At 52.6% G+C, this 24,463-nt stretch carries 21 protein-coding genes and 1 pseudogene; 15 read left to right on the top strand and 7 right to left on the bottom strand.

Going from position 1 to position 24,463, the window contains the following annotated elements:
* The first annotated feature begins 7 nt into the window (after positions 1–7).
* The 3 genes from LBW89_RS19975 to LBW89_RS19965 are packed head-to-tail and all read left to right on the top strand — an operon-like array spanning position 8 to position 4,728.
* A complete protein-coding gene (locus LBW89_RS19975; RefSeq protein WP_225040034.1) occupies positions 8–1,111 on the top strand; it encodes an ATP-binding protein in 1,104 nt (367 codons plus the stop codon).
* Positions 1,108–3,501: a DUF5682 family protein gene (locus LBW89_RS19970; RefSeq protein ID WP_225040032.1), complete on the top strand. Its 2,394-nt coding sequence runs from the start codon at positions 1,108–1,110 to the stop codon at positions 3,499–3,501. The genes LBW89_RS19975 and LBW89_RS19970 overlap by 4 nt, the downstream gene beginning before the upstream one ends.
* Before the next feature lie 3 nt (positions 3,502–3,504).
* Positions 3,505–4,728, top strand: coding sequence for a VWA domain-containing protein (locus tag LBW89_RS19965; protein WP_225040030.1), 1,224 nt, complete (start codon positions 3,505–3,507; stop codon positions 4,726–4,728).
* A gap of 75 nt (positions 4,729–4,803) precedes the next feature.
* Here LBW89_RS19965 and LBW89_RS19960 read toward each other — a convergent pair whose 3' ends face one another.
* Complete coding sequence (locus tag LBW89_RS19960) at positions 4,804–4,959, bottom strand: H-type small acid-soluble spore protein (protein WP_225040029.1); 156 nt, start codon at positions 4,957–4,959, stop codon at positions 4,804–4,806.
* Between the two features lie 152 nt (positions 4,960–5,111).
* Here LBW89_RS19960 and LBW89_RS19955 point away from each other — a divergent pair, with 152 nt between their 5' ends.
* Positions 5,112–6,248 (top strand): NAD(P)/FAD-dependent oxidoreductase, encoded by a 1,137-nt coding sequence (locus tag LBW89_RS19955; protein WP_225040118.1) that lies wholly within the window; start codon positions 5,112–5,114, stop codon positions 6,246–6,248.
* Between the two features lie 80 nt (positions 6,249–6,328).
* On the opposite strand, the gene LBW89_RS19950 is transcribed toward LBW89_RS19955, so the two are convergent.
* Positions 6,329–8,611: a fibronectin type III domain-containing protein gene (locus LBW89_RS19950; RefSeq protein WP_225040027.1), complete on the bottom strand. Its 2,283-nt coding sequence runs from the start codon at positions 8,609–8,611 to the stop codon at positions 6,329–6,331.
* 266 nt (positions 8,612–8,877) lie between these two features.
* Here LBW89_RS19950 and LBW89_RS19945 point away from each other — a divergent pair, with 266 nt between their 5' ends.
* Together LBW89_RS19945 and LBW89_RS19940 are read left to right on the top strand one after the other, a co-directional pair.
* Positions 8,878–9,732 carry an AraC family ligand binding domain-containing protein gene (locus LBW89_RS19945; protein WP_225040116.1) on the top strand — a complete coding sequence of 285 codons (855 nt, stop codon included), beginning with the start codon at positions 8,878–8,880 and terminating at the stop codon, positions 9,730–9,732.
* The gene (locus LBW89_RS19940) at positions 9,729–10,682 is read left to right on the top strand and encodes a DMT family transporter (RefSeq protein WP_225040025.1); all 954 of its coding nucleotides are present in this window, start codon (positions 9,729–9,731) and stop codon (positions 10,680–10,682) included. The genes LBW89_RS19945 and LBW89_RS19940 overlap by 4 nt, the downstream gene beginning before the upstream one ends.
* 104 nt (positions 10,683–10,786) lie before the next feature.
* Here the strand turns inward: LBW89_RS19940 and LBW89_RS19935 are convergent.
* The 3 genes and pseudogenes from LBW89_RS19935 to LBW89_RS19925 form a co-directional block, all read right to left on the bottom strand.
* A pseudogene (locus tag LBW89_RS19935) lies at positions 10,787–10,948 on the bottom strand (AraC family transcriptional regulator); the annotation flags it as partial.
* Between the two features lie 113 nt (positions 10,949–11,061).
* On the bottom strand, positions 11,062–11,844 hold the full coding sequence (locus LBW89_RS19930) for a class I SAM-dependent methyltransferase (RefSeq protein WP_213505688.1): 783 nt from the start codon (positions 11,842–11,844) through the stop codon (positions 11,062–11,064).
* Positions 11,845–11,862: 18 nt separating this feature from the next.
* Positions 11,863–12,834, bottom strand: coding sequence for an aldo/keto reductase (locus tag LBW89_RS19925; protein ID WP_225040023.1), 972 nt, complete (start codon positions 12,832–12,834; stop codon positions 11,863–11,865).
* Positions 12,835–13,059: 225 nt separating this feature from the next.
* Between LBW89_RS19925 and LBW89_RS19920 the strand changes: the two genes are divergently transcribed.
* From LBW89_RS19920 to LBW89_RS19890, 7 genes are all read left to right on the top strand, one after another.
* Positions 13,060–13,794: a carbonic anhydrase gene (locus LBW89_RS19920; protein WP_225040021.1), complete on the top strand. Its 735-nt coding sequence runs from the start codon at positions 13,060–13,062 to the stop codon at positions 13,792–13,794.
* A 724-nt stretch (positions 13,795–14,518) separates the two neighbouring features.
* Positions 14,519–15,550 carry a zinc-binding alcohol dehydrogenase family protein gene (locus LBW89_RS19915; RefSeq protein ID WP_225040019.1) on the top strand — a complete coding sequence of 344 codons (1,032 nt, stop codon included), beginning with the start codon at positions 14,519–14,521 and terminating at the stop codon, positions 15,548–15,550.
* A 25-nt stretch (positions 15,551–15,575) separates the two neighbouring features.
* A complete protein-coding gene (locus LBW89_RS19910) occupies positions 15,576–15,959 on the top strand; it encodes a winged helix-turn-helix transcriptional regulator (protein WP_148457736.1) in 384 nt (127 codons plus the stop codon).
* 266 nt (positions 15,960–16,225) lie between these two features.
* Positions 16,226–16,933, top strand: coding sequence for a lantibiotic protection ABC transporter ATP-binding protein (locus tag LBW89_RS19905; protein ID WP_148457735.1), 708 nt, complete (start codon positions 16,226–16,228; stop codon positions 16,931–16,933).
* A gap of 3 nt (positions 16,934–16,936) precedes the next feature.
* On the top strand, positions 16,937–17,677 hold the full coding sequence (locus LBW89_RS19900; protein ID WP_225040017.1) for a lantibiotic immunity ABC transporter MutE/EpiE family permease subunit: 741 nt from the start codon (positions 16,937–16,939) through the stop codon (positions 17,675–17,677).
* Position 17,678: 1 nt separating this feature from the next.
* Positions 17,679–18,437: a lantibiotic immunity ABC transporter MutG family permease subunit gene (locus tag LBW89_RS19895; RefSeq protein ID WP_225040016.1), complete on the top strand. Its 759-nt coding sequence runs from the start codon at positions 17,679–17,681 to the stop codon at positions 18,435–18,437.
* 135 nt (positions 18,438–18,572) lie between these two features.
* A complete protein-coding gene (locus tag LBW89_RS19890; RefSeq protein WP_225040015.1) occupies positions 18,573–19,169 on the top strand; it encodes a DUF1349 domain-containing protein in 597 nt (198 codons plus the stop codon).
* A 59-nt stretch (positions 19,170–19,228) separates the two neighbouring features.
* Here LBW89_RS19890 and LBW89_RS19885 read toward each other — a convergent pair whose 3' ends face one another.
* Positions 19,229–21,124 (bottom strand): Ig-like domain-containing protein, encoded by a 1,896-nt coding sequence (locus LBW89_RS19885; protein WP_225040013.1) that lies wholly within the window; start codon positions 21,122–21,124, stop codon positions 19,229–19,231.
* Positions 21,125–21,369: 245 nt separating this feature from the next.
* Between LBW89_RS19885 and LBW89_RS19880 the strand changes: the two genes are divergently transcribed.
* Positions 21,370–22,296 (top strand): GNAT family N-acetyltransferase, encoded by a 927-nt coding sequence (locus LBW89_RS19880; protein ID WP_225040011.1) that lies wholly within the window; start codon positions 21,370–21,372, stop codon positions 22,294–22,296.
* Positions 22,297–22,439: 143 nt separating this feature from the next.
* On the opposite strand, the gene LBW89_RS19875 is transcribed toward LBW89_RS19880, so the two are convergent.
* Positions 22,440–23,363, bottom strand: coding sequence for an AraC family transcriptional regulator (locus tag LBW89_RS19875; protein ID WP_225040009.1), 924 nt, complete (start codon positions 23,361–23,363; stop codon positions 22,440–22,442).
* Positions 23,364–23,543: 180 nt separating this feature from the next.
* On the opposite strand from LBW89_RS19875, the gene LBW89_RS19870 reads away from it, so the two are divergent.
* Positions 23,544–24,281 (top strand): SDR family oxidoreductase, encoded by a 738-nt coding sequence (locus LBW89_RS19870; protein WP_225040007.1) that lies wholly within the window; start codon positions 23,544–23,546, stop codon positions 24,279–24,281.
* Positions 24,282–24,463 lie beyond the last annotated feature (182 nt).

Raw genomic sequence — 24,463 nt, 5'->3', positions numbered from 1 at the left:
TCCATTGATGAGCAAGACGGAACCCGTAATGCAGGATATTATGCGCAAGCCCGCGGAGGTGTTGTATCAGGAAGAATTACAGGCATTGATCCGCGAGGATCAAGGCAAAGTTCCGACGGGATGGCAAATGTCCCCGCAATCGGTGCTTAAGTTTATCGTCGGCGGGCAAGCCGGAGGCCGGACCATAACGCCGAAATATATCGGGAACGCTCGCCTCGTGGAGATGGCGATCGCCACGCTGGTGACCGACCGGGCGCTGCTGTTGATCGGCGAGCCGGGGACGGCCAAATCCTGGCTGTCGGAGAATCTCTCCGCGGCCATCTACGGGAACTCCGGGCTGGTTGTCCAAGGTACGGCGGGAACGACGGAGGAGCAGGTCCGCTATTCCTGGAATTACGCCATGCTTCTCGCCCAAGGACCGACCCCGGAGGCTTTGGTCAAGAGTCCGATCATGCGGGCCATGGAAGCGGGCGGCATCGCCCGGTTCGAGGAAATCTCCCGCTGCGCCTCCGAAGTGCAGGACGCGCTGATCTCGATTTTGTCGGAGAAGACGATCTCCGTTCCGGAGCTCGGCAAAGAGGTGAATGCGAGTAAAGGCTTTAGCATTATCGCTACGGCCAATACCCGTGACAGGGGGGTCAACGAGATGTCCACGGCGCTGAAACGCCGCTTTAATATGATCGTTCTACCCGCGCCCGCCGACCTGGAAACCGAAGTGGAGATCGTAAAGAAACGGGTTGCCGAAATCGCTTCTTCCTATGATCTGCAAGCGGCGGCTCCTTCCGACGAGGCGCTGCAAAAAGTCGTAACTATCTTCAGGGAACTGCGCAGCGGTATGACGCTGGACAAAAAGGAGAAGGTGAAGTCCCCGGCCGGGGTCATTTCCACGGCCGAAGCGATCTCGCTGCTCACCAACAGTATGGCGCTTGCGGCCAGCTTTGGCGGCGGGGAGATGACGGATGAGGATTTGGCCGCCGGCCTGCAGGGCGCCATCGTAAAGGATGACGACAAGGATCGTCTCGTGTGGAAGGAATATCTGGACAATGTGATGAAAAAGCGCGGGGCCGGCTGGCGCGGTCTTTACACGGCCTGCAAGGAGATGAATCAATGAAGACGGAGGCGGCTAGCGGCGCTGGGGTGCAGATTTTCGGCGTCCGGCATCTGTCGCCGGCCGGCGCTTATCATGTGGGCCAATTTCTGGATCGGATCCATCCCACGGCCGTCCTGATCGAAGGGCCTTCCGACGCTTCTTCGGAAATTGCGCATTTGACGAACGCTTCTACCCGGCCCCCCGTCGCTCTATTGGCTTTCACCGAAGAGCTGCCGGTGCGGACCGTACTTTGGCCTTTCGCCGTGTACTCCCCGGAGTATCAGGCCATGCTCTGGGCGCAAAAACACGGAGCTTACTGCGCGTTTATCGATTTGCCCTCCTCTTCCGCGGTTTGTTTGCAGGATATCCGCGGCGCCGCCCGCGATAAGGAGTTGCTGAACGACCCAGATGAGCAGGCCCCCCAGTCACCTGTCGCCGGACAAACGGCGGAGGGAACGGGGGCTCCGGGCGGAATGGCGGATGACCCGGATTTGTCCACGTCGCTGTACGACAAAATTGCCGGAATCGCGGGCGAGCCCGATTATGACACCTATTGGGAGCGGAACTTTGAGCACAATTTGCGTCCGGAGGCGTACCGGCAAGCGATTCTGGCCTATTCCGGCCAAATGCGGGAGCTGACGGAGGAGAAGGAAAGGCGGGACGACCGGCTGGAATACGCTTATAACGCCGTTCGTGAAGCTTACATGTGCCGAAAAATCGCGGAGGCGGTCGCGGCGGGACATAAGCCGGAACAAATCGTGGTCGTATGCGGGGCGTATCACGCTTCAGCCCTGCAAAATCCGGCGCTGGCCATGAGCGACGAGGCGCTGTCGCAGCTTCCCGCCCGCAAGACGAAGCTGACGCTCATGCCGTATTCCTATTTGCGATTGTCTTCACTGACCGGATACGGGGCGGGAAATCGGGCGCCTTATTATTTTGAAATGATGTGGGAGCAAATGCGGCGGGGTGACGTAGCCGAGCTGTCCCATCGTTATCTCGCTTCCGTCGCCGCGGATTTGAGGAGAACGGGGACGCATCGGTCCACGGCGGAAGTGATCGAGGCGGTCAGGCTTGCCGAAGCGCTGTCGGCTTTGCATGGCGGAAGCGCTCCGACGCTGATGGATCTAAGGGATGCCGCCAAAACCCTTTTGGGGCGCGGGGAGCTGTCCGTAGTCGCCGAAGCGCAGGCGCGAACGGAGGTAGGCACGGCGATCGGCGCGCTGGCCGAAGGCGTCAGTCAAACGCCGATTCAGGATGACGTGGCCCGCCAACTAAAACGGCTGAAACTGGAGAAGTACAAAACCGCCGTAGCGCAAGATCTCGCTCTCGACTTGCGGGAAAACCGGAGAGTCTCTTCGGAGGAAGCGGCTTTTCTCGATTTGAATCGCTCCTTCTGGTTCCACCGTTTGAAGCTGCTGGGCATTCATTTTGTCAAGGAACAGAGAAGAACGGCGGAGCAGGCCGTTTGGTCGGAACATTGGGTTATCCAATGGTCTCCGGAAGTGGAGATTGAAGTGGTGGAGTCCAATCTCCTCGGGGAAACCGTGGAAACCGCTGCGGGCTTCGTGCTTCAGCAGCGGCTGGAGGAATGCTCCACCCTCAAGGAGGCTTCCGAGTTGATTTCGGCCGCCTACGAGTGCGGGATGATTCACCAAATGGAGGCGGCGAGATCGGCTTTGCAAAAGCTGGCGGTGCAAAGCCAGAATGTGGCGGAAATCGCGGCCGCGGCGAGAAGGCTGTCGCAGTTGATCCGTTTTGGCGGCATCCGAAGAATCGAGACGACTCCGCTTGTTCCGCTCCTGGAGCAGCTGTTTTTGCGCGCGTGCCTGTTCTTGCAGGAGGCGTGCCAATGCAACGATGAAGCGGCTCAGGCGATGGCGGAGGCGATGAACGAGTTGAACCATATCGCCGCGGAACATAGCGACGAAGTCGACGAGGCGCTGTGGATTCGGGAACTGTCCGTGTTGTCGGACAGGGATGACGCGCACCCGAGATTATCCGGGTTGGCCTGCGCCATTCTGCTCGAACGGGGGGAATTGTCGGCCGAGGCGTGTTCGGCGGAGGTTTCGCGCCGGCTCTCGCCGGGCATTCCGGCGGACCTGGGCGCCGGCTGGTTCGAGGGACTGGCGATGCGCAACCGCTATGCCCTTTTATCGCGGATGAGCTTATGGGATCAGCTCAACGCCTATATCTGCTCGCTGGAGGATGACGAATTTGTGCGGTCCCTGGTCTTTTTGCGCCGGGCGTTCAGTGTATTCAGCCAGCGCGAAAAGACGATGGTTGCCGAACTGCTCGGGGAATTGTGGGGCGTGGAACCGGAGCGGGCCGCCGAAATGATTACGGAAGATCTGAAGGAGGAAGAAGCCCGGATGCTGGATGAATTGAATGATTTTGATTTTGAGGACTTTTAGACGATGGCCGGAGCGGTAAATCGTGAGGCTCTGTCCCGCTGGCGGCTCATTCTGGGCGCGGCCGCCGAAGGGGATCTCGGCCGCTACGCCGGTCAGGTAGAGATCGGGCTTACGGACGATGAACGGATTATGGACCGGGCGCTTGCCGCCATCTATGACCAGACGGACCCTGGCGAAGCAGGGGCATCCGGAAGCGGTTCGGGCGCGCGCGGCGCGGGCCAGGGGAAATCCGCCCCTCGGCTCGCGCAATGGCTTGGCGATGTGAGGACTTTTTTTCCGGAAGATGTGGTCTCGGTCATTCAACACGATGCGATGGAGCGTAAAGGCTGGAAGCAGCTGTTGTTCGAGCCGGAGGTGCTGGCCAGTGTGAAGCCGGATATTCATCTCGTCGGAACCTTGTTGTCCCTAAAAGGAAAAATCCCGGAGAAGACGAAGGATACCGCGCGCATGCTTGTGCAGGCCGTGGTGGATGAATTGGTCAAGCGCATGAGCCATGAGCTTCAAAGAGCCGTAACGGGGGCCCTTAACCGCAGGCAGCATACACCGCTTCCTTCGTTGAGCGGGATTGACTGGAAACGTACCATCCAGCGGAATTTGAAGCATTATGATGCCGAGCGCCAACGGATTATTCCCGAACGTTTCTATTACTTCGACCGGGCGAAGCGAAGCAAGGAATGGACGGTCATCGTCGATATCGACCAGAGCGGCTCCATGGCGGAATCGGTCATCTGGGCGTCTGTCGTCGGGTCCATCTTTGCGAGTATGCCCGCTTTGGATACCCGGGTGGTCGTCTTCGATACCGAAGTGGTCGATTTGACCGAGCAATGCGCCAACGATCCGGTGGATATGCTGTTCGGGATCCAGCTCGGCGGGGGCACGAATATCGACAAATCCGTCGCGTACTGCGAGCAGTTTATTACGGAACCGAAAAAAACGCTGTTTATTCTCATTTCCGATTTGTACGAAGGCGGCAATCAGTCGCGCTTGATTCGGCGAATGCGGGAGATGAAAGAAGCCGGCGTGAAGACCTTATGTCTGCTCGCCTTGTCGGATGAGGGCAAGCCGTTCTACGATGAGCAGTTGGCGAGAGCCTTTGCCCGGGACGGAACGCCTTCGTTTGCCTGTACGCCCGCCATGCTGCCGGAATTGGTGGAAGGCGCGCTGCAGGGCAAGGATTTGGCCGAACTGGTGAAAAGGTTGGAGGGCCGGGGGAGAGCCCAGGCTTGAAATACGGAAGAGGTGCCGCAATGGCGGCACCTCTTCCGTACTGTTTCCTGTGAAAATACGCCGATAAGGCGTTTTTTATCGTTCGTTCAACTCGGACAAGGCCACCTCTCGCTCTTGTTCCGGCTGATCGAGGGGGTAAATCCGGGCGGTTTCGCTGCGTTCGTCCACATGCTGAATAACGTTTACCATCGTAGGCGATTCCACGATTTCCTTAGCGCGTTGGCTGTTCATCGATTGTCCCTCCTGGGGTGAGTATACTCGAATGGTTCCGTAATACGTTGTCCCATTTTTTCGGGAAATATGCGTGATCAAGGCGGGGCGTCGTACATGCAGGCCGATTCCGCTATAATTGAGGAAGCGAGCGAATGGAGAGGAATGTAAACATGAAGAAAATGATCGTCATTGGGGCGGGCATTCTTGGAGCGTCCACAGCTTATCATTTGGCTAAAATGGGCGCCGATGTCACCTTGATCGACCGTAAAGACGCCGGGCAGGCTACGGACGCCGCCGCGGGAATTCTCTGCCCCTGGGTGTCCCAGCGCCGCAACCAGGCCTGGTATCGGCTGGCCAGAGCAGGGGCCCGCTTCTATAGCGACTTCATCGAAGAATTAAAACGGGAAGGCGAGACGGAAACCGGGTATGCCCGGGTCGGGGCACTGCTTATTCATACGGAGGCGGAGAAACTCGATAAGCTGGAGGAACGCGCTCGGCAGCGGCGTGAGGACGCGCCGGAAATCGGGGAAATCACCCGCCTTGGGGAGCACGAAACCAAGGCCCGATTTCCGCTCCTGGAAGCCGGCTATCCATCCCTGCACATCGGCGGCGCAGCCCGGATCGACGGGCGGGCGCTGCGCGACGCGTTAATCCGTTCGGCGCAGCGGAAAGGCGCGGTCGTTGTCAACGGGGATGCCTCGTTAATCTATGAGGATAACCGCGTGACCGGCGTTAGAGTAGGAGAGAAGAGCTATGCAGGCGACGGTGTTATCATTTGCGCGGGAGCTTGGGCCGATGCCTTGTTTAAGCCGTTAGGTCTCCGCTTTCTCGTCCGGTTCCAAAAGGCGCAGATCATGCATTTGCGTGTGGAGGGGGATCAAGATACGGGGATTTGGCCCGTGGTGATGCCCCCTTCCGATCAATATTTGCTGGCTTTCGACCAGCGGAAAATCGTTATCGGAGCGACGCACGAAAACGAAGTGGACGGGTACGACACGCGGATTACACCGGGCGGCATGCAGGAAATTCTCAATAAAGGTTTAGCCGCGGCGCCTGGGCTGGCCAACAGTACTTTTCAAGAAATGAGAGTCGGTTTCCGGCCGTTTACGCCCGGGTTTCTTCCGGTTGTGGGCAAGATTCCCGGCTGGGATGGATTGTTTGCCGCAAACGGTTTGGGCGCGTCCGGATTGACCACAGGACCGTTCATCGGAAGCCAGCTGGCCAAAATGGCGCTGGACCAGCCGACGGATATCGATTTCTCCGATTATGATGTAAGCCTGGCTCTTGACGATCCGCGGTCGGGGTAGAATAACGGAGAGGCTTTGCCCTAATATAAACGGGAAGAGCTCGGGGACCATATCCCGAGCTCTTTTTTAAACGGGTTATTTTATTCGAGATGGAGTTCCACCGGATCGGAGTTCAACCGGCTGCCTGCCGCGCGAATTACAAACCGGTAGTTCTCCGCGGCTTTGATATTGCTGACGGTCAAGCTGTAATCCGTCTTGCCGGGCTCGACGCTTACATACGCGTTCCAGTAAGGTTTGATCTTTCCGTTTGCTTCATAGATTCGGAAGCCTTTCACGGGTTCGGCGCTGGACGCGGGAAGCTTCCAGGAAAGGGTGGCTTTCCCGGCGTTCACCCGTATTTTGGGGTCGTCGACAGGGTCAGGTTTGCGGTCCGTCCGCTTGATCCCGTACTCGTCGTACTTCTTGACGCCGTTATTACCGGAAGACTCATCCTTCTTGGCGGCGGTATACGCCTTGATCTTCAGGACCTCTTCGGAAACGGAAACCTCGGTGAACATCTTCTTGAAAGGCTGGGTATTGATCGCGGCAAAATAATCATCGTATCCCGGATACTTGGTATAAAATTTGTCCCCGAAGGCATTGGACATCAAATACACCGTACCTTTGGGGTTAACGGCGTTTCCTTGCGCGTCAAACGTAATCTGGCCGGGAGGGATCACCTTGTCGTTCAGCATTTGGTACGATCTCATATACATGTGATCGTGGGCTTCGAATACGAGGTCGACGCCCATTTGGTCCAAGGCCGGGACGAGGACTTTTTTGTAAAATTGAACGCGGTCATCCTCCCATTCTCCCGCATTGTCCCCGGCGGAATAGGGGCCTTTATGAAGGGCAACGAACTTCCATTTGGCGTCGCTTTTGGCCACGATATATTTCATCCATTCGACCTGATCCTGGAACTGCCGGTCTTGCTCCTTGATCCCGCCGCTGCTCGACAACTCTCCGGCATACTGCGTGTTGAAAATCAGAAAGAGGGCGTTGCCGTATTCAAAAGAATACACGGAGCCGTCATGCGTATCGGCCACAACTTGTTTCGGCAGATTGAAATGGTAGTAAAAGTTCGAATTCGGCGTCGTTTCGTCGCCGTCATAGTCCTGAACTTCATGTCCGCCGAGGACGGGCACGATCGGAACATTCATAAGCTGTTCCTGGGGAAGCCCCAGCATCCATTGCCACTGTTCTTCCAGATCCCCGTTATCCACGAGATCCCCCGCATTGATGATGAATTTGGGATCGCCGACCGTTTGCACCGCTTTTCGGAACGTGTCGGCCCAAGGTTCGAAATCCGCCTTGCTGGAGGCTTGCGAATCCGCGCCAGCGATGAAGCGGAAGGGTTCGGCCTGGGCCGTATCGGTCGTAAAACTGCCGGTCCGGCTCCAACTGTTCGCCGCTCCGCTGCCGACGCGATATCGATATGTCGTCCCAGGGGTTAATCCGCTTGCCGTGACTTTGTGGCTGTAAAACTTCTTTTTCTTATTGGCCTTCCGGTCCGCCTTCGTCACGAAAGTGGTAATTTCTTCGGTCGTTCCTTGAAAGGTTAAGGCGTCATTCTCGGGGAAATCGCTCCCGGTTGCTTTGGCCGCTTCGACCACTTGCAGGGCGGAAGGCGACGGTACATCCGTATACCATGCGAATTGTCGGGTCGTTTTCGTGTCTCCAAACAGCGTCATGGTGACCAGCTTGGGCTCCGTTTGCGGTTCCTGCGTTCCCGTTGCCGTGCCAGTTACGCGGATATCCTTAATCAGGCTGGAACCGGTATCCCCGATGCCTTGGCTCCCTTTGGTATTCGTATTCGAATTCACGATCCAACGGATATATAGGTTATCTTGATTCTCGGCGTCCGCAGGCAGCGGGGCGTTTGCCAGTTTGCAGGAACCGCCGGGGCAGTTAAAGCTGGATTGCGTCATCTTTAAAGACAACCCCGGCACATCCGTCCAGTTCTTGTTATCGGTGCTGTACTGAACCTTGAAGTCCCGCGGTCCCGTACCCGATGAAGTCTGCTGGGAGGAAAGGGCGATATCCCGGTAACCTTTAGTCGAAAGACTGGCGAGCCAGTATTTTTTGTTTTTGCCGTTGTCCCAACCTTGATAGCTTATCGAGTGCTGGTCGCTGTCATAATACTCGAAAAATCCGCCCACATTCCGGAAGCTGGAGGATTCTTGATAGATGCCGCCCGTTGCCGGAAAAACGCCATCCTGATCTTCACCTGAAAAAATCCATTCCGAAAGCAGCGCCTCCGCCAGTGCGGTTTCTGTTTCAGCCGCCCGGGAAACGCCTTGGCTCGAAACGATGATCATCAAGGCGGCCAACAGAGAGCATAATAGACGGGCACCGGTTTTTCGATGATTTGAGTAGGTTAACATGCCAATCTCCCTTCGCTAGATATTTAAAGCGCTTTAACTTTTGAACGGAACACTATGAAAGGTCGGCCGGCCATTCGCTGATAAATATATGGAAAGGGGGAAGAAATCAGAACAAGAAAAAACTCGGGGCGAATCAGGACTGAAATAATAGTGATGCATGGGGTCAATCGGAGATTGGGGTTAATGCGAGAGCAACATTATACAATAGGGGATAAAAACTTTCTGGTATAGTGGATAAGGTGGAGTACATACGAGGAGGTTACATGATGACGAAGGAGATCCGAACGGTCTGTTACGACGCTGAACTGGACGTGGAAGCCTACCGGTTTGAGGGGATCATGCAGAAGTTTCCGCATCATTTTCATGACTATTACGTCTTTGGGATTATAGAGAAAGGACAGCGTTACCTGGAATGTAACCAACGGGAGTACATCATCCATCCCGGAGATATGATTATTTTTAATCCGAAGGATGTCCACACCTGTATGCAGGTTGATGGGGATGTGCTTGACTATCGCTGCATCAATATAGAGGTTGACCGCATGCGGGAACTCTCCCTCGATATATCGGGAAGGGAGGAGACGCCGGTGTTTGCCGGACCTGTGCTGCGCGGAACCGAGTTGGCTCCTTTGCTTAAGGAACTGCACCAACTAATCAGTGAGGGCGAAACGGATTTCATCAAGGAGGAATTGTTCTTTGTATTGATGGGACAGATCGTCCAGGATTATTCGGAAGTTCGGGCAGAGCCTGCGCACAGCGGGAGGACGGCCGAATTTCGCAGGGTGTGCGAATATATGGAGAGCCATTACCCGGAGAAAATAACACTGGATAAGCTTTGCGGCCTTGCCGGGCTTAGCAAATATCATTTTATTCGTTCATTTACCCGTGATCAGGGAATATCGCCGTACAACTACCTGGAGACGATTCGAATCGGCGCCGCCAAGAAACTCCTGGAACAAGGGATCGCTCCCTCGTTAGCCGCCTTGAAGACCGGATTCAGCGACCAGAGCCATTTGACTCACTTTTTCAAACGGTATATAGGTCTAACTCCCGGCCAATATATGAAAATCTTCCGTGAGGAAGCCGCATCTGTCCCTTTAAAGCGGAAGGTTAACGTATGAGCGGCCGGCGTCGTACCACAACCGCACACACGGCCGCTCTTTTGACCATTTTGATATGGGGCACTACATTTATTTCGACCAAGCTGATGCTGGGGGATTTTTTGCCGCAGGAAATCCTGCTGTTTCGCTTTTTGATCGGGTATGCCGTCCTCTGGGCGATTTACCCGAAGGTGATCTCATTGAGGCCGATCCGGGAGGAGCTGCTTTTCGCGGCAGCCGGGCTCACCGGGGTTACCCTCTATTTCCTACTGGAAAATATCGCATTAACTTACACGTTGGCTTCCAATGTCGGCATCATCGTGTCCGCAGCGCCGTTAATTACGGCCGTTCTAGCCCATTTTCTGTTGGGGGAGAAGTCGCTGCATCTACGCTTTTTGGCCGGTTTTGCGGTGGCTATGGCGGGAATTGTGATGATCTCCTTTAACGGAGCCAGCCAATTGGCGCTGAATCCGTTGGGTGATGTACTGGCCTTTCTTTCCAGCGTCATTTGGGGGATATACTCGATTCTGATGCGCAAAATCAGCTCGTTGGGTATTCCGGCCATTGGCTGTACTCGCCGGGTCTTTTTTTACGGGTTGGTTTTCATGCTGCCGGTATGCTTCTCGCCCGGATTTCATCTCGGCCTTTCAAGGTTTCAAGACAGTACCCAGCTATTCAACCTGTTGTTTCTCGGCTTGGGAGCTTCGGCACTGTGTTTTGTTACCTGGAACTGGAGCGTCGGCGTACTCGGGGCAGTGCGCACGAGCACCTACATTTTTCTGGTGCCGGCGGTAACCGTGATTGCGTCCTTTTCCATTCTGCATGAGCCGATAACGGTGATTACGGCTTTAGGGATGATCCTTACGCTGGCAGGCTTGCTTTTATCCGACCGATCGATCCATCTTTTTGGATTTAAGCGATATAAAGGGAAATCCCGGGAGGCACACCGATCTTTGGACGAGCTTGGCTAGGAGCTCCGATATAGCGCAGATGAGTCCCGCCAGAACGGGTTTAAAGATGAATTCATATTATCCTATTCCTCAAAAGATAGATTCGCAGGTTCATCGAGCATCTCTTAAACAAGCTCCAGGTTCGTACTCGGCACGTTCAAGTCGACTTCTTCAAAACGGAAGCTGTCGACCCAAACCTTTCCGGTTCCCATCAGTATCACGCCGATCGAGATCGTCGCGCTTTCCTCGGGCACATCCAGCACAATGGCGTAATGGTTCCAATTCGTGTCTCAATTTCCTTAAATCAATCGATGAATTTCAATGCAGACCGAACGTAAAATCAAAAGCAAAACCGCCTTCCGGAAAAAGGCGGTTTTAAATTCTTTTTATTTAGATGGTCTTACCGTTTCTTTGCTAAGAATAAGGTGCTGATAAATTTTAGCGTTAGCCTTCCACCATGTTTTAACATGATAGTTGTGGCCTCGTGAATTAACTTGGTTTGATCCGACTCTGGCAGAGCGAGGAAACCGCTCCCCGTTTTCAAAAAGCCAATGAAGCCTTCAATATTGTACTGTTGATTCCAAGGAAAACGATGAACAGAGGGGGGAGCGAAATGTTCACAATTGGAAATTTCTATTGTAATATTGTTAATCCTATTGTTGATTTCTTCCAAACTATGAAACGGGAACACATCATAATTGATACAAAGGGAAATTAATTCTTTGTATTGTGGTTCGATTTCACTTAAGTACATATTCCAAAATAAAGCCAGATAACCATGTGTCTTTAAGCTGTTTGCGCACTTTGTATAACCAATAGGCTTTGGTACCCAGTGAAAGGCTTGCGCAGAGAACACCATATCAAAATAATGGTTCGGCTCCATCCAATTTTCAAACCGTGTAACAACAAATTCCACCTTTTTGTCCTTGTGTTTATTCATCCCCATCTCTGCTAATTGAGGACTCGGCTCGATGCATACAAGGTTATATCCTCGATTTAAGAACAACTCGGATGCCTTTCCACTGCCAGCACCGATTTCAAGTATTTTTGAATCCAAGCCAATATTCGATTTCTTTTCTATACAGTGGATTAATTCTTTGGGGTAACTGGGTCTGTAAAGATCGTAATATGCCGCCGTTGCATTAAAACGCTTGCTTTCTTCTTCCCAATCCACCTTTGACATCCTTGTCACACCCTCCCGCTATTTCAGTCGATATTCGGCAAACGGTTCGCTGTGGACGAATCGGCTGCTTATATCATTCAGCTTGCGCTCCAAATCCGTATCATAAGGAATGGACACGCTTTGCAGGCTGTCCTGCAATTGTTCCACCCGGGTGGCTCCGACAATCACGGTGGATACTGCCGGGCGGTTCATCAACCAGGCTAAAGACAAAGCGGTCGGGCTGATCTCTACTTCTTTAGCGATCTTTCCGATTTCGTTGCCGAGTTGGATTCGTTCATCCGTTAGAAATCTCGCAAAATTGGGGTCTGTATCCGCTCTTGATCCGGCAGGCGCCCGATCCGCAGCGTACTTACCGGTCAAAATCCCTCCTGCCAAAGGGAAATAAGGAATGATGCCGATTCCTTGGTCCAAACAAAGGGGAACCCATTCTTTTTCCGGGGTACGGTCGGCGAGGGAATAGCTGCATTGGAGGGAAATGTATTTCGATAACCGCAGCTGCTCGCTGACACTTAGCGCCTTCATCAGTTCCCAGGCTGCATAATTGGATGCCCCGATGTAGCGGACTTTACCCGAGGTAATCATATCGTCCAGAGCACGAAGGGTTTCCTCCAACGGTGTGAACGGATCGAAGGTATGTATCTGGTAAAGGTCGACATAATCGGTCCCCAGCCGGCGAAGACTTCCTTCCAACTCCTGCTGCAGGTGATAACGGGAGGAGCCCCTTTGGTTGGGGCCTTGGCCGGTGGGAAGTCCGGCTTTGGTCGCAAGAACAGCCTGTTGCCTTCTACCTTTAAGCGCTAGTCCGATGATTCGCTCGGATTCCGTTCCCGCGTAGATGTTGGCCGTATCGATGAAATTAATCCCGCTGTCCAGTGCGTAATGGACAATTCGAATGGAGGTGGGTTCGTCGGCGCGTTTGCCGAACGCATTCGTACCCAGGCCCAGTGCCGAGACTTGCAGCCCGCTGCTGCCGAGATGACGATAGTTCATGGTGATTCCTCCTCTTTTTATCACAATTAAGATTGTATCCATTATCGCAAAGGCTAGGGGAGTAATGCAACGGAACGCCGTATTCCTTAAGAACTACCCAGCTTCTTGCGAATTTAGTTTGTAAGATTCATTGCATGTATAAATGGAAGGAGTATAATGATCAGCAGGAAATTCCTGTAATTTATGGTGTCGACCCCTGATATTTTATTTGAAAGAGGATGTAGGATGAAGAAGAATTATATCGTATTAGGATTAACGGCCTTTTTATTGCTGGCGGGTTTTTCGTCAAGTTATGCGGCAACAAATGTAACGGAACCAACCCATTTCTCGTATGATCATCAGGACGAATGGGAATTTGTGTCAGGCAAGATGCAATCTCCAATCAATATTGTTACGTCCCAAGCCGTTAAGTATAAAGGTTCCGATTTGACGTTGAAGTATGATGAGGTAGGAACTTCGGTCGTTGATGACGGACACAGCATCCAAGTTGGCTTGCGCGGTACCGCGGAAATCGATGATCGCACGTTCTCCCTTAAGCAAGTTCATTTTCATGCCGTAAGCGAGCATACGATCAACGGCAAACACTTTCCGCTGGAAGGTCACTTCGTCCATGAAGCGCAAGACGGCCGAAAAGCGGTGATCGGAGTGATGTTTAAGGCTGGGAAGGCGAACACAGCGTTTCAACAAATTTTGGATGCGGCCAAGTCCAATGCGAGTGGGGAAAAGGGGATAAAGATCGATAAATTGGACATTCAAAAATTACTCCCCGCCAACCTGGGGTACTATCATTATTTGGGGTCTTTAACGACGCCGCCTTTAACCGAAAATGTGGAATGGTATATCCTGAAACAGCCGGTGGAACTATCCCAGAAGCAACTGGATGAGTTCTATCAATACTACGACGACAATCACCGCAACCTTCAGGAACTCAACGGCCGGACCGTTTTCATAAAATCGTAAATCAGTCCTTGGGAAAGGATGCACGTGATGTGCATCTTTTTTCTTTGGGGTTTTAGCGCTTTGAGCCCGAGAAGCGTGCGAAATAAAAAACCAGCTGATGGGTTCGTTATCATAAGAGTGTTCAAGCTAAATTCCTGCAGATTTGCACTAGCGTTGCATTAAACTATTATGGTGCTGCCTATCCGCAATCTTTCTTGCTGCCTGTTATAATAGCGGCGTTTTGGGCCGTTATTTCGAGCCAATTTGCCTTTTCGGGAAAAATAGCGGCCAAAAAGGATCTTATTTCACTGATGCGAGTCCAAAAATCAGGTTTCAGCCCGCTTTTGCCTAAAATAAGGCCTCAAAAGACCGCTATTTCCCACCGAAGGGACGAATTCGACAAAATAACGCCGCAAATGGCCCTTATTCTGTGGTTATGATTTAGGGCGAAGGATTCGGCATATCACGTATCGTATCTGGAAATTGGTCAGCGATCGTGTCCTCAGGTTTCAGGGGTTGCCTTGGGCTCCCCATCAATATTCACTGCGTTTAAACGAAGAATGACCCCGACATAAAAATCCGATTTCCTCAATAAAGGAGGGTCGGATTTTTTGGCTTGTCCGACGCCAATAGTATACAAATTGATACTATATCACATAAATGTGCGTACTGTTCACTTGCGAACCTATAGATTATACTGCCGATAACAACAAAAACTGCTGTAAACGCAAAGGAGAGAAAAAACATGACGAAAGAGACAATGAAAGCCGTAGGTCTTTATAAGTACTTGCCGATTGAGGATCCGGAAAGCCTGTTGGACGTGGAAGTGGAGAAGCCCGTGCCGGCGGGGAGAGATTTGCTCGTTAAGGTAAGGGCGATCTCCGTTAACCCGGTCGACTACAAGGTGCGTTCCCCGAAGAACCGCGAGGAGAGCGAGCCCAAAATTTTGGGCTGGGATGTCGCGGGCGTGGTGGAGCAGGTCGGTCCGGAAGTGACGTTGTTCCGTCCGGGTGACGAAGTCTTTTATGCCGGCAGCATTACCCGGCCCGGAGGGAACAGCGAGTTCCATCTGGTGGATGAACGGATTGTCGGCATGAAGCCGTCCAAACTGGATTTTGCCCAGGCTGCTGCATTGCCGTTAACGTCGATCACCGCTTGGGAAAGTTTGTACGACCGGCTTGGCATTTCCCGCAACAAAGGCGATAATGAAGGGAAGACGATTTTGATCATCGGTGCCGCCGGCGGTGTCGGATCGATTGCGACGCAGTTGGCGAAATATTCCGGTTTAACGGTCATCGGCACCGCTTCCCGGCCCGAATCGGCAGACTGGGTAACAGGACTTGGCGCCGACCATGTCATTAACCATTTTGAGGCCTTCCTTCCGCAGTTAAAGGCGGCGGGATGGGAGCAGGTCGATTATATTCTCTGCCTGAACAGCACCGAGAAACACTGGTCGAACATGGCGGAAGCGATCGCACCGCAAGGGAAGATTTGTTCTATCGTCGAAACGGATGAATTATTGAACTTGACCTTGTTAAAGAACAAAAGCGTTACGTTTGTTTGGGAATTGATGTTCACCCGGTCTACGTATCAAACCCCGGATATGATAGAACAGCATAACTTGTTAAATGAGCTCGCCCGGCTTGTGGACGATGGAGTGCTTCGGACGACGACGAACGAAACGCTGAAGCCGATTAACGCCGCGAATCTTCGCAAAGCGCATGCCATGCTGGAAACGGGCAGAACCGTCGGCAAGGTGGTTCTGGAAGGTTTTTAAATATGTTTTAGGAGCGAAAGAAATCATGAGAGACCGAAAGAGCGGATACGGATTTTGCCCCAATGATGAAGGCTGCCCGGTGGAATTCACGTTGGACGTGATCGGCGGCAAATGGAAGGGTGTGCTGCTGTATCATTTGATGTCCGGCCCGAAGCGATTTAATGAATTTCGCAAAATTTGCCCGTCCATTACTCAGCGCATGCTTACCCTGCAGCTTAGGGAGTTGGAGGAAGACGGTATCGTGCATCGCGAGGTCTATCATCAGGTCCCGCCCAAGGTGGAGTATTCTTTAACGAATTTCGGCCGGACCCTGACTCCGATCATTGCAGCAATGAGGGACTGGGGAGAGATCTACAAAAATTCGGTTCGCAGCTCGGCGGACCTTGAACCAGCCAATGCAAACGAATGATTTTGAAGTAAAGGCGGGGCATGCCATGGCGGGAGCAGCCTTATACCTGTCTGCGCGATACGATCTTTGCCCATCCTTCGATGGCTGAGACGCTGAATGACCTGCTCGCCAACATTTGAGAGATCCTATCAAAGTTCAATACCGCAAAGGCCGCCATGTCTGGCGGCTTTTTTTTCAAATGCACGTTTTTTTATTCCGCTTTATAAATTTGTTAGAAATAGGTCATATGCTGGTCTCCAGAGAACAAAGGAAAAGGATGGAGAAGCATGAATGACATTATTTTACAAACCAACCGATTATGTAAAAACTTCAAAGGACAAAGAGCGGTTCACAACGTATCCCTGACGATTCGGCGTAATACCGTTTACGGCCTGTTGGGTCCGAATGGGGCGGGAAAGTCGACTACGCTTAAAATGTTGACGGGAATGCTTAAACCCGGATCGGGCGAAATTCTGTTCGAGGGAAAACCTTGGGACCGCAAAGTTCTGCACCGGATTGGAGCGCTGATCGAGGCGCCTCCGCTTTATGAAAATTTGACGGCGAGGGAGAATCTGAAGGTACGGACCACACTCCTAGGTCTTCCGGATTCCCGGATCGATGAGGTCTTGGATATGGTCGATTTGACAAACACCGGACGCAAACGGTCCGGCCAGTTCTCCATGGGAATGAAGCAGCGCTTGGGTATCGCGATCGCCTTGCTGAACCATCCGAAGCTGCTCATCCTGGATGAACCGACGAACGGGCTGGATCCCATAGGAATCCAGGAACAGCGGGAGCTGATCCGTTCTTTTCCCGAACGCGGAATTACGGTCATTCTTTCAAGTCACATCCTCTCTGAAGTAGAACAGATTGCCGACGATATCGCGATCATGGCGGGGGGCGTACTGGCCTATCAGGAACCGGTTGTACCCGGCCAGCATCTGGAGGATCTGTTTATGGAGATTGCCAGAAAACACCGCAAGGAAGGGGTGTAAAGGATGCATCATTTTACAGCTGTTGTTCGGGCCGAGCATTTAAAGGTCAAACGAACGTTTACTCGGAAGCTGGTCTACATCGCACCGTTGGTTACCCTGATGTTATGCGTCGTACTGATGGGGGGGCATTTCTTTCAAAGCGGAAGCTTCAATTGGTGGTACGCCATGATGCTGCCGGGAACTTTGGCTCTCCTGTGTATCGGCGTGCTGCAAAAGGATGCCCGGAAACTGCGATATCGTTCGATTCTAGCCCTGCCGTTGTCACCTTCTTTAACCTGGTTGGGAAAAATCGCGGAGGTCTCCAGGCTGTTTCTGGTGTCTTCGCTGTTCTTTTGGTTGATTCTTACGGCGGGGAGCATGGTATTTCCCGGGACGTTGTCGGCAATCACCAGCTTGATCGCCTGCCTCGTCATTTTCGTCACGTTTCTTTGGCAGATTCCGCTGTGGCTTTATTTTGTTGACCGGATCGGCGTATTTGTTACGTTCATTCTCAGCATGGTCGGTAATGTGGGGTTGGGAATCATGTTGGCGACTTCAGATAAGTGGTGGTTGGTTCCTTTTACGATTCCCGGCAGGCTGATGTGCCCGATCATCCAGGTATTGCCTAACGGTTTGCCGGTTCCGGAGGGGGATCCGCTGATGGACGGCAGCGTCATTTTACCCGGATTGCTAATCTCGGTGGGGTTGTTTGTTCTGCTGTCCTTTATTACGGCAAAAGCTTTCGAAGCCAAGGAGACGAGGTAACATGAAATTATATTTGCGCTATCTTCGTTCCGACCTGATCAAACTGCGCAGGCAGCCCTTATTGTGGATACATCTGGTCATACCTCTGGTTGGAATCGCCGTGTTTCTGTCCTATTATGCGTTCAGTCCCTGGGCCTCACAATCCAAGGTTGAAGCCTACCTACAGGTCGTAGCCATTTCGCTTCCCACGATGATCGGGATCGTGTGTGCCTTTGCCGCCGACCAGGAGGCGAATGCGGGGAATTTTCAGATGCTCCTGACCTCGCCCGTCAAACCGCTGCCGTTCGTAAGCAAGATCAGTCTGCTTCTTCTGTTGGGGCTCGCAAGTGTAATGCTCGCTGCCGTCGGTTTCGGTTTCGGCTACATCTTTATCCTCGGTTCATCCTTATATGATCTGACATTTTATGTTTGCGCGGGTGGGATTCTTTTTATAGGCAGCATTTTTATGTACATTCTTCATCTTATTATTAGCCTTCGCTATGGGCGCGGGGCTTCCATGGGGCTGGGGATCGTGGAAAGTCTGGTGGCGGCCCTGCTCCTGACAGGGTTGGGCGATTTCAATTGGATTTATGTACCTTGCGCCTGGTCGGCTCGATGGATCACGATTTGGGCGCAATATCCTTATGCCCGGTTTCAAGAGATTTCCCCGCATATGCTGTTGAACAGAGGGGTCATCCACATCATCGCCGGGACAGCCATCATCGCGATTTTGTTTAGCGTTTGGCTTTACCGCTGGGAAGGGAAACGTTCGCTGGAGTAGGTCGTATCGCAGTTCCATATTATTACATCCGACAGCGGGAATGTTATATATAAGAACGAAATGCGTTCCTAGTATACTTGGAAGAGGGATATTTCACCATTCGAAATTTGCCTATTCTTTTTCTGGAGGATGAACATGAGTCATAATTTGTTCCGGATTGGAGAGAGGGACCGTTTAACATGGATGAACGAACCGACAAGTTGGGAGTATACCGCAGATGGCGGGTTGTGTGTTCATGCACCGGCCAAAGCCGATTTTTTCAAGGATCCCGCGGGAAAACACGTGGTTCATTCAGCTCCGTTTTTGCATGTACCGGCCGAAACGTCCTTTCAGCTTACGACACAACTGCAGGTGGAGATGCATCATATTTATGATTCGGGATGTCTGATGTTAATGGCCGATGAGGACAATTGGGCCAAGCTTTGTTACGAATTCAACGGTGAACATGCCACCATCGTTTCCGTCGTAACCCAAAACGGATGCTCCGATGATTGCAATTCGGAACGGGTGACGGTAGAGAACCCCTACTTAAGAATCACGAAAAGAGAAAATACGGTTTCCTTTTTCTATTCGGCGAATGGGGAAGACTGGAAACTCATCCGTTACTTCGGGATGAAAGCCCCGGGCGGGTTTAAGGCGGGGGTCGTAGCCCAGTCCCCGATGGGAACGGGGTGCCGGGCCTGCTTCAAATATCTCAGCATGACCAAGCCGGACATCGACAGCAGATTTTAGACATTTGAAAAAAGATAAGCCGCCAATGAAGGCGGCTTTTTGGCTTTAATCCGATGATGCTACTTTTGGCCCGGCAATTCAGGCGCTTCGCTTTCTATATCGCTTTCCGTCACCGGGGGTTGCTCCGGCTGCTGGTCAAGCTGTCCCGGCGGAGTGTAAGGTTTGACAACCAGCACGCTTGCGGTGAAGGTATGTTCCCCGTAAGTGGCCGTCACGGAAGTCAGCCCCGGCTTGATGCCGATGAGATATCCGCGCTCGTCAACTTGAGCGATATCGGGATTGCCGATCGTAAACCGGGTTTCACCGTTCACGATGGACGTATGGCCCGTATCATCGGTAAATAAAGCAAGGACGTCCAATTCACTGTCGATCTCCAGAGAATAATCCTCCGAATCCAGATAGAAACGGCCGGCGGTTTGACCCGGGGTCTCGGAGACGGTCACCGGCAGCGTTGTTGTGTAACCGCCGAATTCGGCTACAATTTCCGTGGTCCCGACCGATAGACCGGTAACGAAGCCATCGGGGTCGACGGAGGCAATTTCCGGGTTGAGCGAAGTAAGGGTGGCCGTACCGGTGATATCCGCAGCGTTTCCGTCGGCATATACGGCCTGTACGACACTCGGCTTACGTTCGCCGATCTGCAGAGTCAGTTCCGGATTCGCAAACCGAATTTCTTTTAATTCCGCGGACGGCTCCTCCGTTTGACCCGATAATTTAACCAGCAGCATCCGTTGTTTATTGTTTTCGGTAACTTTACCCGAGAGCATAAAACCGTCGTCATCGGTCATCGTTCCTGTACCCGAACCGAGAAGTCCCGGTACCTCTAATCGCAAACTTCCTGTGAGTTTTCCAGCCGCATTCAATTGATAGACTTGAAATTGACGGTGGTAATTCGGGTAATTCCCTGTAGTATATTGACCCAATAACGCGAACCCGTCGGAGGTGGAGGCGAGTTCTCCCAGAGCAAAGCTTCCCTCATCAACAGTAAAAGACTTCTCCCAAAGAACTTCACCATTGGTTGCTATATTAAGAACGAACACGGTCATTTTATCGTCTAGCCGTTTCGACCCTCCCACGAGATAAGTCCCGTCCGGCGCCAATTGGACGGCATTGGCCGAAATGCCGCTCCCCGGCAAGGTCTGCTTGCGGGTCCATTCAATCTCGCCCTCGCTGTCAAGCTTCACAATGAGGGAAGCGTCGGGGTGTTGTTCGGAGATAAACTCCTCCATTTGCCCGACCGCCAGAATTCCGCCGTCAGGTGTGATCAACAGATCATTAAAGTATTGAAAATCGCCCATCGGGTACTCCACGTCGGAGAAATGGTGTTGTTTTATCCAAACTTCATTCCCATGTTCATCGACTTTCATTAAATAGGCCCAGGCCGCTGCCGATGGGTTGATATTATAGCCGGTAACAACAAACCCGTGATCCGGGGTTTCCACGACGCTATCCACATATCCGGAGACTCGATAGTGATTTACCCATTCGAGGTTCCCTTGATCGTCCAACTTTGCCAAAACCGGAACATTGTGCGGCCGGGAACTGCGGTCCGTCGCTGATCCGCCGACGAAGTAACCGCCGTCTTGCGTAGGGATCACTTCTTTCAGCGAGAAGTCATATACATACGAATCCTCTTCGTCAATCCACACGGTTTGCTCCCACTGTTGGTTGCCATTTTCATCCACTTTTACAACATAACCTTTTTGTACGGCTTCGGAGTCTGAGGACCTAACTTCGTCGATATCCCCAACGGCGACGTAACCTCCGTCCGAAGTTGCCGCGACCGCATTGCCTGTGGATCGTGCGAAGCTATGGCCATACGTCGAACTCCATTCTACTTTCGGTGTGAGCGGCTGATCGGGAGTTGCGGCCGCGCTGCTTGACCCGGCCCAACCGGTCCAAGACAGAGCGGAGCATAGCATTACTGCCGCAAATCTTTTCGTCAATGACGACATTCGCATTTCTCCTCTCAAATGGGGTTCAAAGAACTTACCCTTCTATTATCCAGGAAGGCGGAGGGAGAAAACACCCGCTAAACTCCCTAATTCTATCATGCTATGAAATGGTTATTAAGTGTTAGATTCGAGTTTCAATGCATCAAAGGGAGGGGGACGGAAGTGTGGGGCTCGGCGATTTGGGAATAGGAAGAAAGTGGCTTTTATGTTAAACTGTCTAAAATAAATTTAAGGAGATTTCTATAATGGAAAAAACGACCTATCGCCTGCGTCGTCCTACCATGGATGACGCCCAGGCCGTTTGCGATCTGGTGGCCGCCTGCGATACCGAAGACCTGGGGGCCCCCGACATCGTACTTGCCGATGTTTTGGACATGTGGTCCGGATTTGATCTCGACAAGCAGGTTTGGGTTGTCGAGGATACGGAATCCAAGCTGACCGGATACGCTTTTCTCGAGGAAGACAGCGAAGAGAAGCTGTTCAGCTACGGCTGCGTGAGGCCCTCCGTACGCGGCCGCGGAATCGGTTCGATGCTTGTGGAGGCGCTTGAATCGCATGCTGCCGAACTACGGAGGGAATCCGGGGTTCCCAAGCGTCTGCAAAGCATGATTCCCACGCTATGCGGGGATGCCGTCCGGTTATTTGAGAGCAGGGGGTTCGCACCGGTACGGTACTTTAAACGGATGGGGATCCGGCTTGACGCCGAACCGGCGCCGGCGAACTTCCCGGACGGATTCACCGTCGGGCCATACGTGAAGGGGGCCGACGAACGAGCGGTCTACGAAGCTTATATCGAATCTTTCGCGGATCATTGGGATTTTGCGGAACCGTCTTTTGAGAAATGGGTGGAGAAGACACAGCTGCCGACCTTCAACGAACAGTGGTGGATGATCGCTCGGGATTCGGAGGGAAGCGTAGCGGGATTTGCGCTCGCCCGTATGCGCGATGACTTGTTATTCATTGAGAAGATCGGCGTTCGCCGCCCGTTCCGCGGCCGCGGTCTTGCGCTCGCGCTGCTGCACACCGTGTTTGCGGCCTCCTACCGCGCGGGCCAGCCGCTTGTCTCGCTAGGCGTGGATGCCGCCAATCCTTCGGGAGCCTATCGTCTCTATGAAAAGGCCGGCATGAAACCGGAACATGAAATCAGCATCTACGAAAAGACACTGAGCTAGACAAACCGGTACCGGAAAATTTTGGTTTGTTTACGAGCTTCGCGACGATAACCATCAAGTGCATGAACTGTCTGTCGTCGGCGAAGAGCTTTAAGATTGTGGACGAATGGGCCGAAAAACCATAGACAAAGTAAAAATATCGGCTAAAACATGCCGGAATTCGTGATCGAGCCGCGGAGTTCCTGGACATCCAGCATAGGCGGCCGTCCGTACATTCGGGCGTATTCCCGGCTGAACTGGGAAGGACTCTCGTAGCCGACACGAAAAGCCGCGTCGGAGGCTTGCACGTTTTCCGTCAGCATGAGACGCCGAGCTTCCTGCAGGCGTACCGTTTTCTGATATTGCAACGGACTCATCGCCGTGACGCGTTTAAAATGTTTATGGAACGCCGAGGGGCTCATGTTGACGGACTTTGCCAGCTGCTCGATCATGAGCGGGCGGTTGAATTCCCGATTAATCACTTGAATCGCTTGAGCGATATGATACGCATGACTGCCGATGACCGCAAATTGTTGGATGAGAGCGCCTTGCTCGCTTTGCAGCACCCGATACAGAATTTCACGGGTAATCAGCGGGGCTAGAACAGGGATATCCTGTGGCGTATCCAATAACTGCAAGAGACGCACAAGCGCTTCCAGCAGGCCGGGAGAGGTTCGATTCACGGTAATGCCGCGGGATGCCGCAGGATTGGACACCGGTTGATTCATGTTTTTCACAATATCCAAAATAACGTCGACATCAAAGCTGAGCTTGAGGCTTAAATAAGGGGTTTTCGGGGATGCTTCGACAATTCGGCCCACAATCGGCAATTCAACGGACGTAACGAGATAGGAAGAAGCATCGTAACGGTAAATCTCATCGGCCAGTAGGGCCGTTTTCGCTCCTTGGGCCACGACGCAAATGGACGGTTTATACACCGATTCCAACGGCTGATCCGACGGTTGCGTGGCGTGCATGAGCATCAATGAGGGGACGGCAGTGCGATGCGTTCCGGTCGACGAAACGTGCCGGCTTATCAAGGAAGCCATTTGGTGCAGCGTTTGCTCCATGCGCATAACTTCAACCATGTCGGCAACCTCCTTTTCGGGAAACATGTCATTTATTATTATATTATCGTCTCGGAAGAGAATTAGGCAAGGATTGGACAGCAATGTTCTAACGAGTTGAAGCCATAGCTTCTTATAATGAACTTACGAGGTCGAACTTGAGGATCGGATCGGCCAATTCATTATAAAGGAGCAAACCATATGAGTTTGAATGAAAAAGTTGCAATCGTCACAGGGGCCTCCAGGGGCATTGGGCGCCAGGTGGCCATCCAATTGGCCCAAGCCGGCGCAAAGGTGATTGTCCATTATTCCTCCAGCCCGGCTCAAGCGAACGAGGTGGTGGATACGATTGTGCAAGCCGGTGGAGAAGCCTTGGCTGTACGCGCCGATGTGAGCAAGGTGATGGAAGTGGAGGATTTGTTTACGAGGACACTCGAGCGTTTCGGCCGTGTGGATATTCTGATCAATAACGCTGGCATCATGGAGCGCAGATCGATTGAGGACGTCACGGAAGAGATGTTTGACCAGCACTTTTCGGTTAATGTAAAAGGAACGTATTTCGCTTGCCAACAAGCCATGAAACATATGACGAGAGGCGGCTCGATCATTAATTTCTCAACTTCCGTGTCGGGAGCGATGCTCCCGGAGTACAGCGTATACGCGGCAACGAAAGGGGCCGTCGAACAGTTAACCCGCCAGTTGGCCAAAGAGTTCGGTCCCAAAGATATCATCATGAATTGCCTTGCGCCCGGTCAAGTGGCCACCGAGTTGTTCCTGAACGGCAAATCGGAGGAACTGATCGATTCGTACCGCCGAATGAACGCCTTCGGACGGCTTGGCGAAACGCAGGACATCGCGAATGCGGTCGAAATGCTCGTCAGCGACAACGCCCGCTGGATTACCGGGCAGACGATCAGGGTTAACGGCGGATTTAACTAAACTGGAAGGGCAAGTTGTCGGGAAGAAAGGGCTTAGCTTTAAGCCCTTTTTTTTGTTAGTGGCTTTAGCCAGTTGAGTACGCGAAGCGTGCGAAACAAAAAACCACCCGCTATGCGGGTGGAGGGATCTAGGGTTTGACCAACAAGACCATTCCCATAAAATTGAGATGTTCAGGCTCAATA

Source organism: Paenibacillus sp. alder61 (assembly GCF_020179875.1).
GTDB classification, from domain to species: domain Bacteria; phylum Bacillota; class Bacilli; order Paenibacillales; family Paenibacillaceae; genus Fontibacillus; species Fontibacillus faecis.
Note: the sequence above shows the minus strand (reverse complement) of the source record. Positions and strands in the feature narration are given on the sequence as shown.

Coding starts and splice junctions, on each gene's coding strand:
- LBW89_RS19975 (WP_225040034.1), top strand. CDS start 8: ATGAGCAAGACGGAACCCGTAATGCAGGATATTATGCGCAAGCCCGCG.
- LBW89_RS19970 (WP_225040032.1), top strand. CDS start 1,108: ATGAAGACGGAGGCGGCTAGCGGCGCTGGGGTGCAGATTTTCGGCGTC.
- LBW89_RS19965 (WP_225040030.1), top strand. CDS start 3,505: ATGGCCGGAGCGGTAAATCGTGAGGCTCTGTCCCGCTGGCGGCTCATT.
- LBW89_RS19960 (WP_225040029.1), bottom strand. CDS start 4,959: ATGAACAGCCAACGCGCTAAGGAAATCGTGGAATCGCCTACGATGGTA.
- LBW89_RS19955 (WP_225040118.1), top strand. CDS start 5,112: ATGAAGAAAATGATCGTCATTGGGGCGGGCATTCTTGGAGCGTCCACA.
- LBW89_RS19950 (WP_225040027.1), bottom strand. CDS start 8,611: ATGTTAACCTACTCAAATCATCGAAAAACCGGTGCCCGTCTATTATGC.
- LBW89_RS19945 (WP_225040116.1), top strand. CDS start 8,878: ATGACGAAGGAGATCCGAACGGTCTGTTACGACGCTGAACTGGACGTG.
- LBW89_RS19940 (WP_225040025.1), top strand. CDS start 9,729: ATGAGCGGCCGGCGTCGTACCACAACCGCACACACGGCCGCTCTTTTG.
- LBW89_RS19930 (WP_213505688.1), bottom strand. CDS start 11,844: ATGTCAAAGGTGGATTGGGAAGAAGAAAGCAAGCGTTTTAATGCAACG.
- LBW89_RS19925 (WP_225040023.1), bottom strand. CDS start 12,834: ATGAACTATCGTCATCTCGGCAGCAGCGGGCTGCAAGTCTCGGCACTG.
- LBW89_RS19920 (WP_225040021.1), top strand. CDS start 13,060: ATGAAGAAGAATTATATCGTATTAGGATTAACGGCCTTTTTATTGCTG.
- LBW89_RS19915 (WP_225040019.1), top strand. CDS start 14,519: ATGACGAAAGAGACAATGAAAGCCGTAGGTCTTTATAAGTACTTGCCG.
- LBW89_RS19910 (WP_148457736.1), top strand. CDS start 15,576: ATGAGAGACCGAAAGAGCGGATACGGATTTTGCCCCAATGATGAAGGC.
- LBW89_RS19905 (WP_148457735.1), top strand. CDS start 16,226: ATGAATGACATTATTTTACAAACCAACCGATTATGTAAAAACTTCAAA.
- LBW89_RS19900 (WP_225040017.1), top strand. CDS start 16,937: ATGCATCATTTTACAGCTGTTGTTCGGGCCGAGCATTTAAAGGTCAAA.
- LBW89_RS19895 (WP_225040016.1), top strand. CDS start 17,679: ATGAAATTATATTTGCGCTATCTTCGTTCCGACCTGATCAAACTGCGC.
- LBW89_RS19890 (WP_225040015.1), top strand. CDS start 18,573: ATGAGTCATAATTTGTTCCGGATTGGAGAGAGGGACCGTTTAACATGG.
- LBW89_RS19885 (WP_225040013.1), bottom strand. CDS start 21,124: ATGTCGTCATTGACGAAAAGATTTGCGGCAGTAATGCTATGCTCCGCT.
- LBW89_RS19880 (WP_225040011.1), top strand. CDS start 21,370: ATGGAAAAAACGACCTATCGCCTGCGTCGTCCTACCATGGATGACGCC.
- LBW89_RS19875 (WP_225040009.1), bottom strand. CDS start 23,363: ATGGTTGAAGTTATGCGCATGGAGCAAACGCTGCACCAAATGGCTTCC.
- LBW89_RS19870 (WP_225040007.1), top strand. CDS start 23,544: ATGAGTTTGAATGAAAAAGTTGCAATCGTCACAGGGGCCTCCAGGGGC.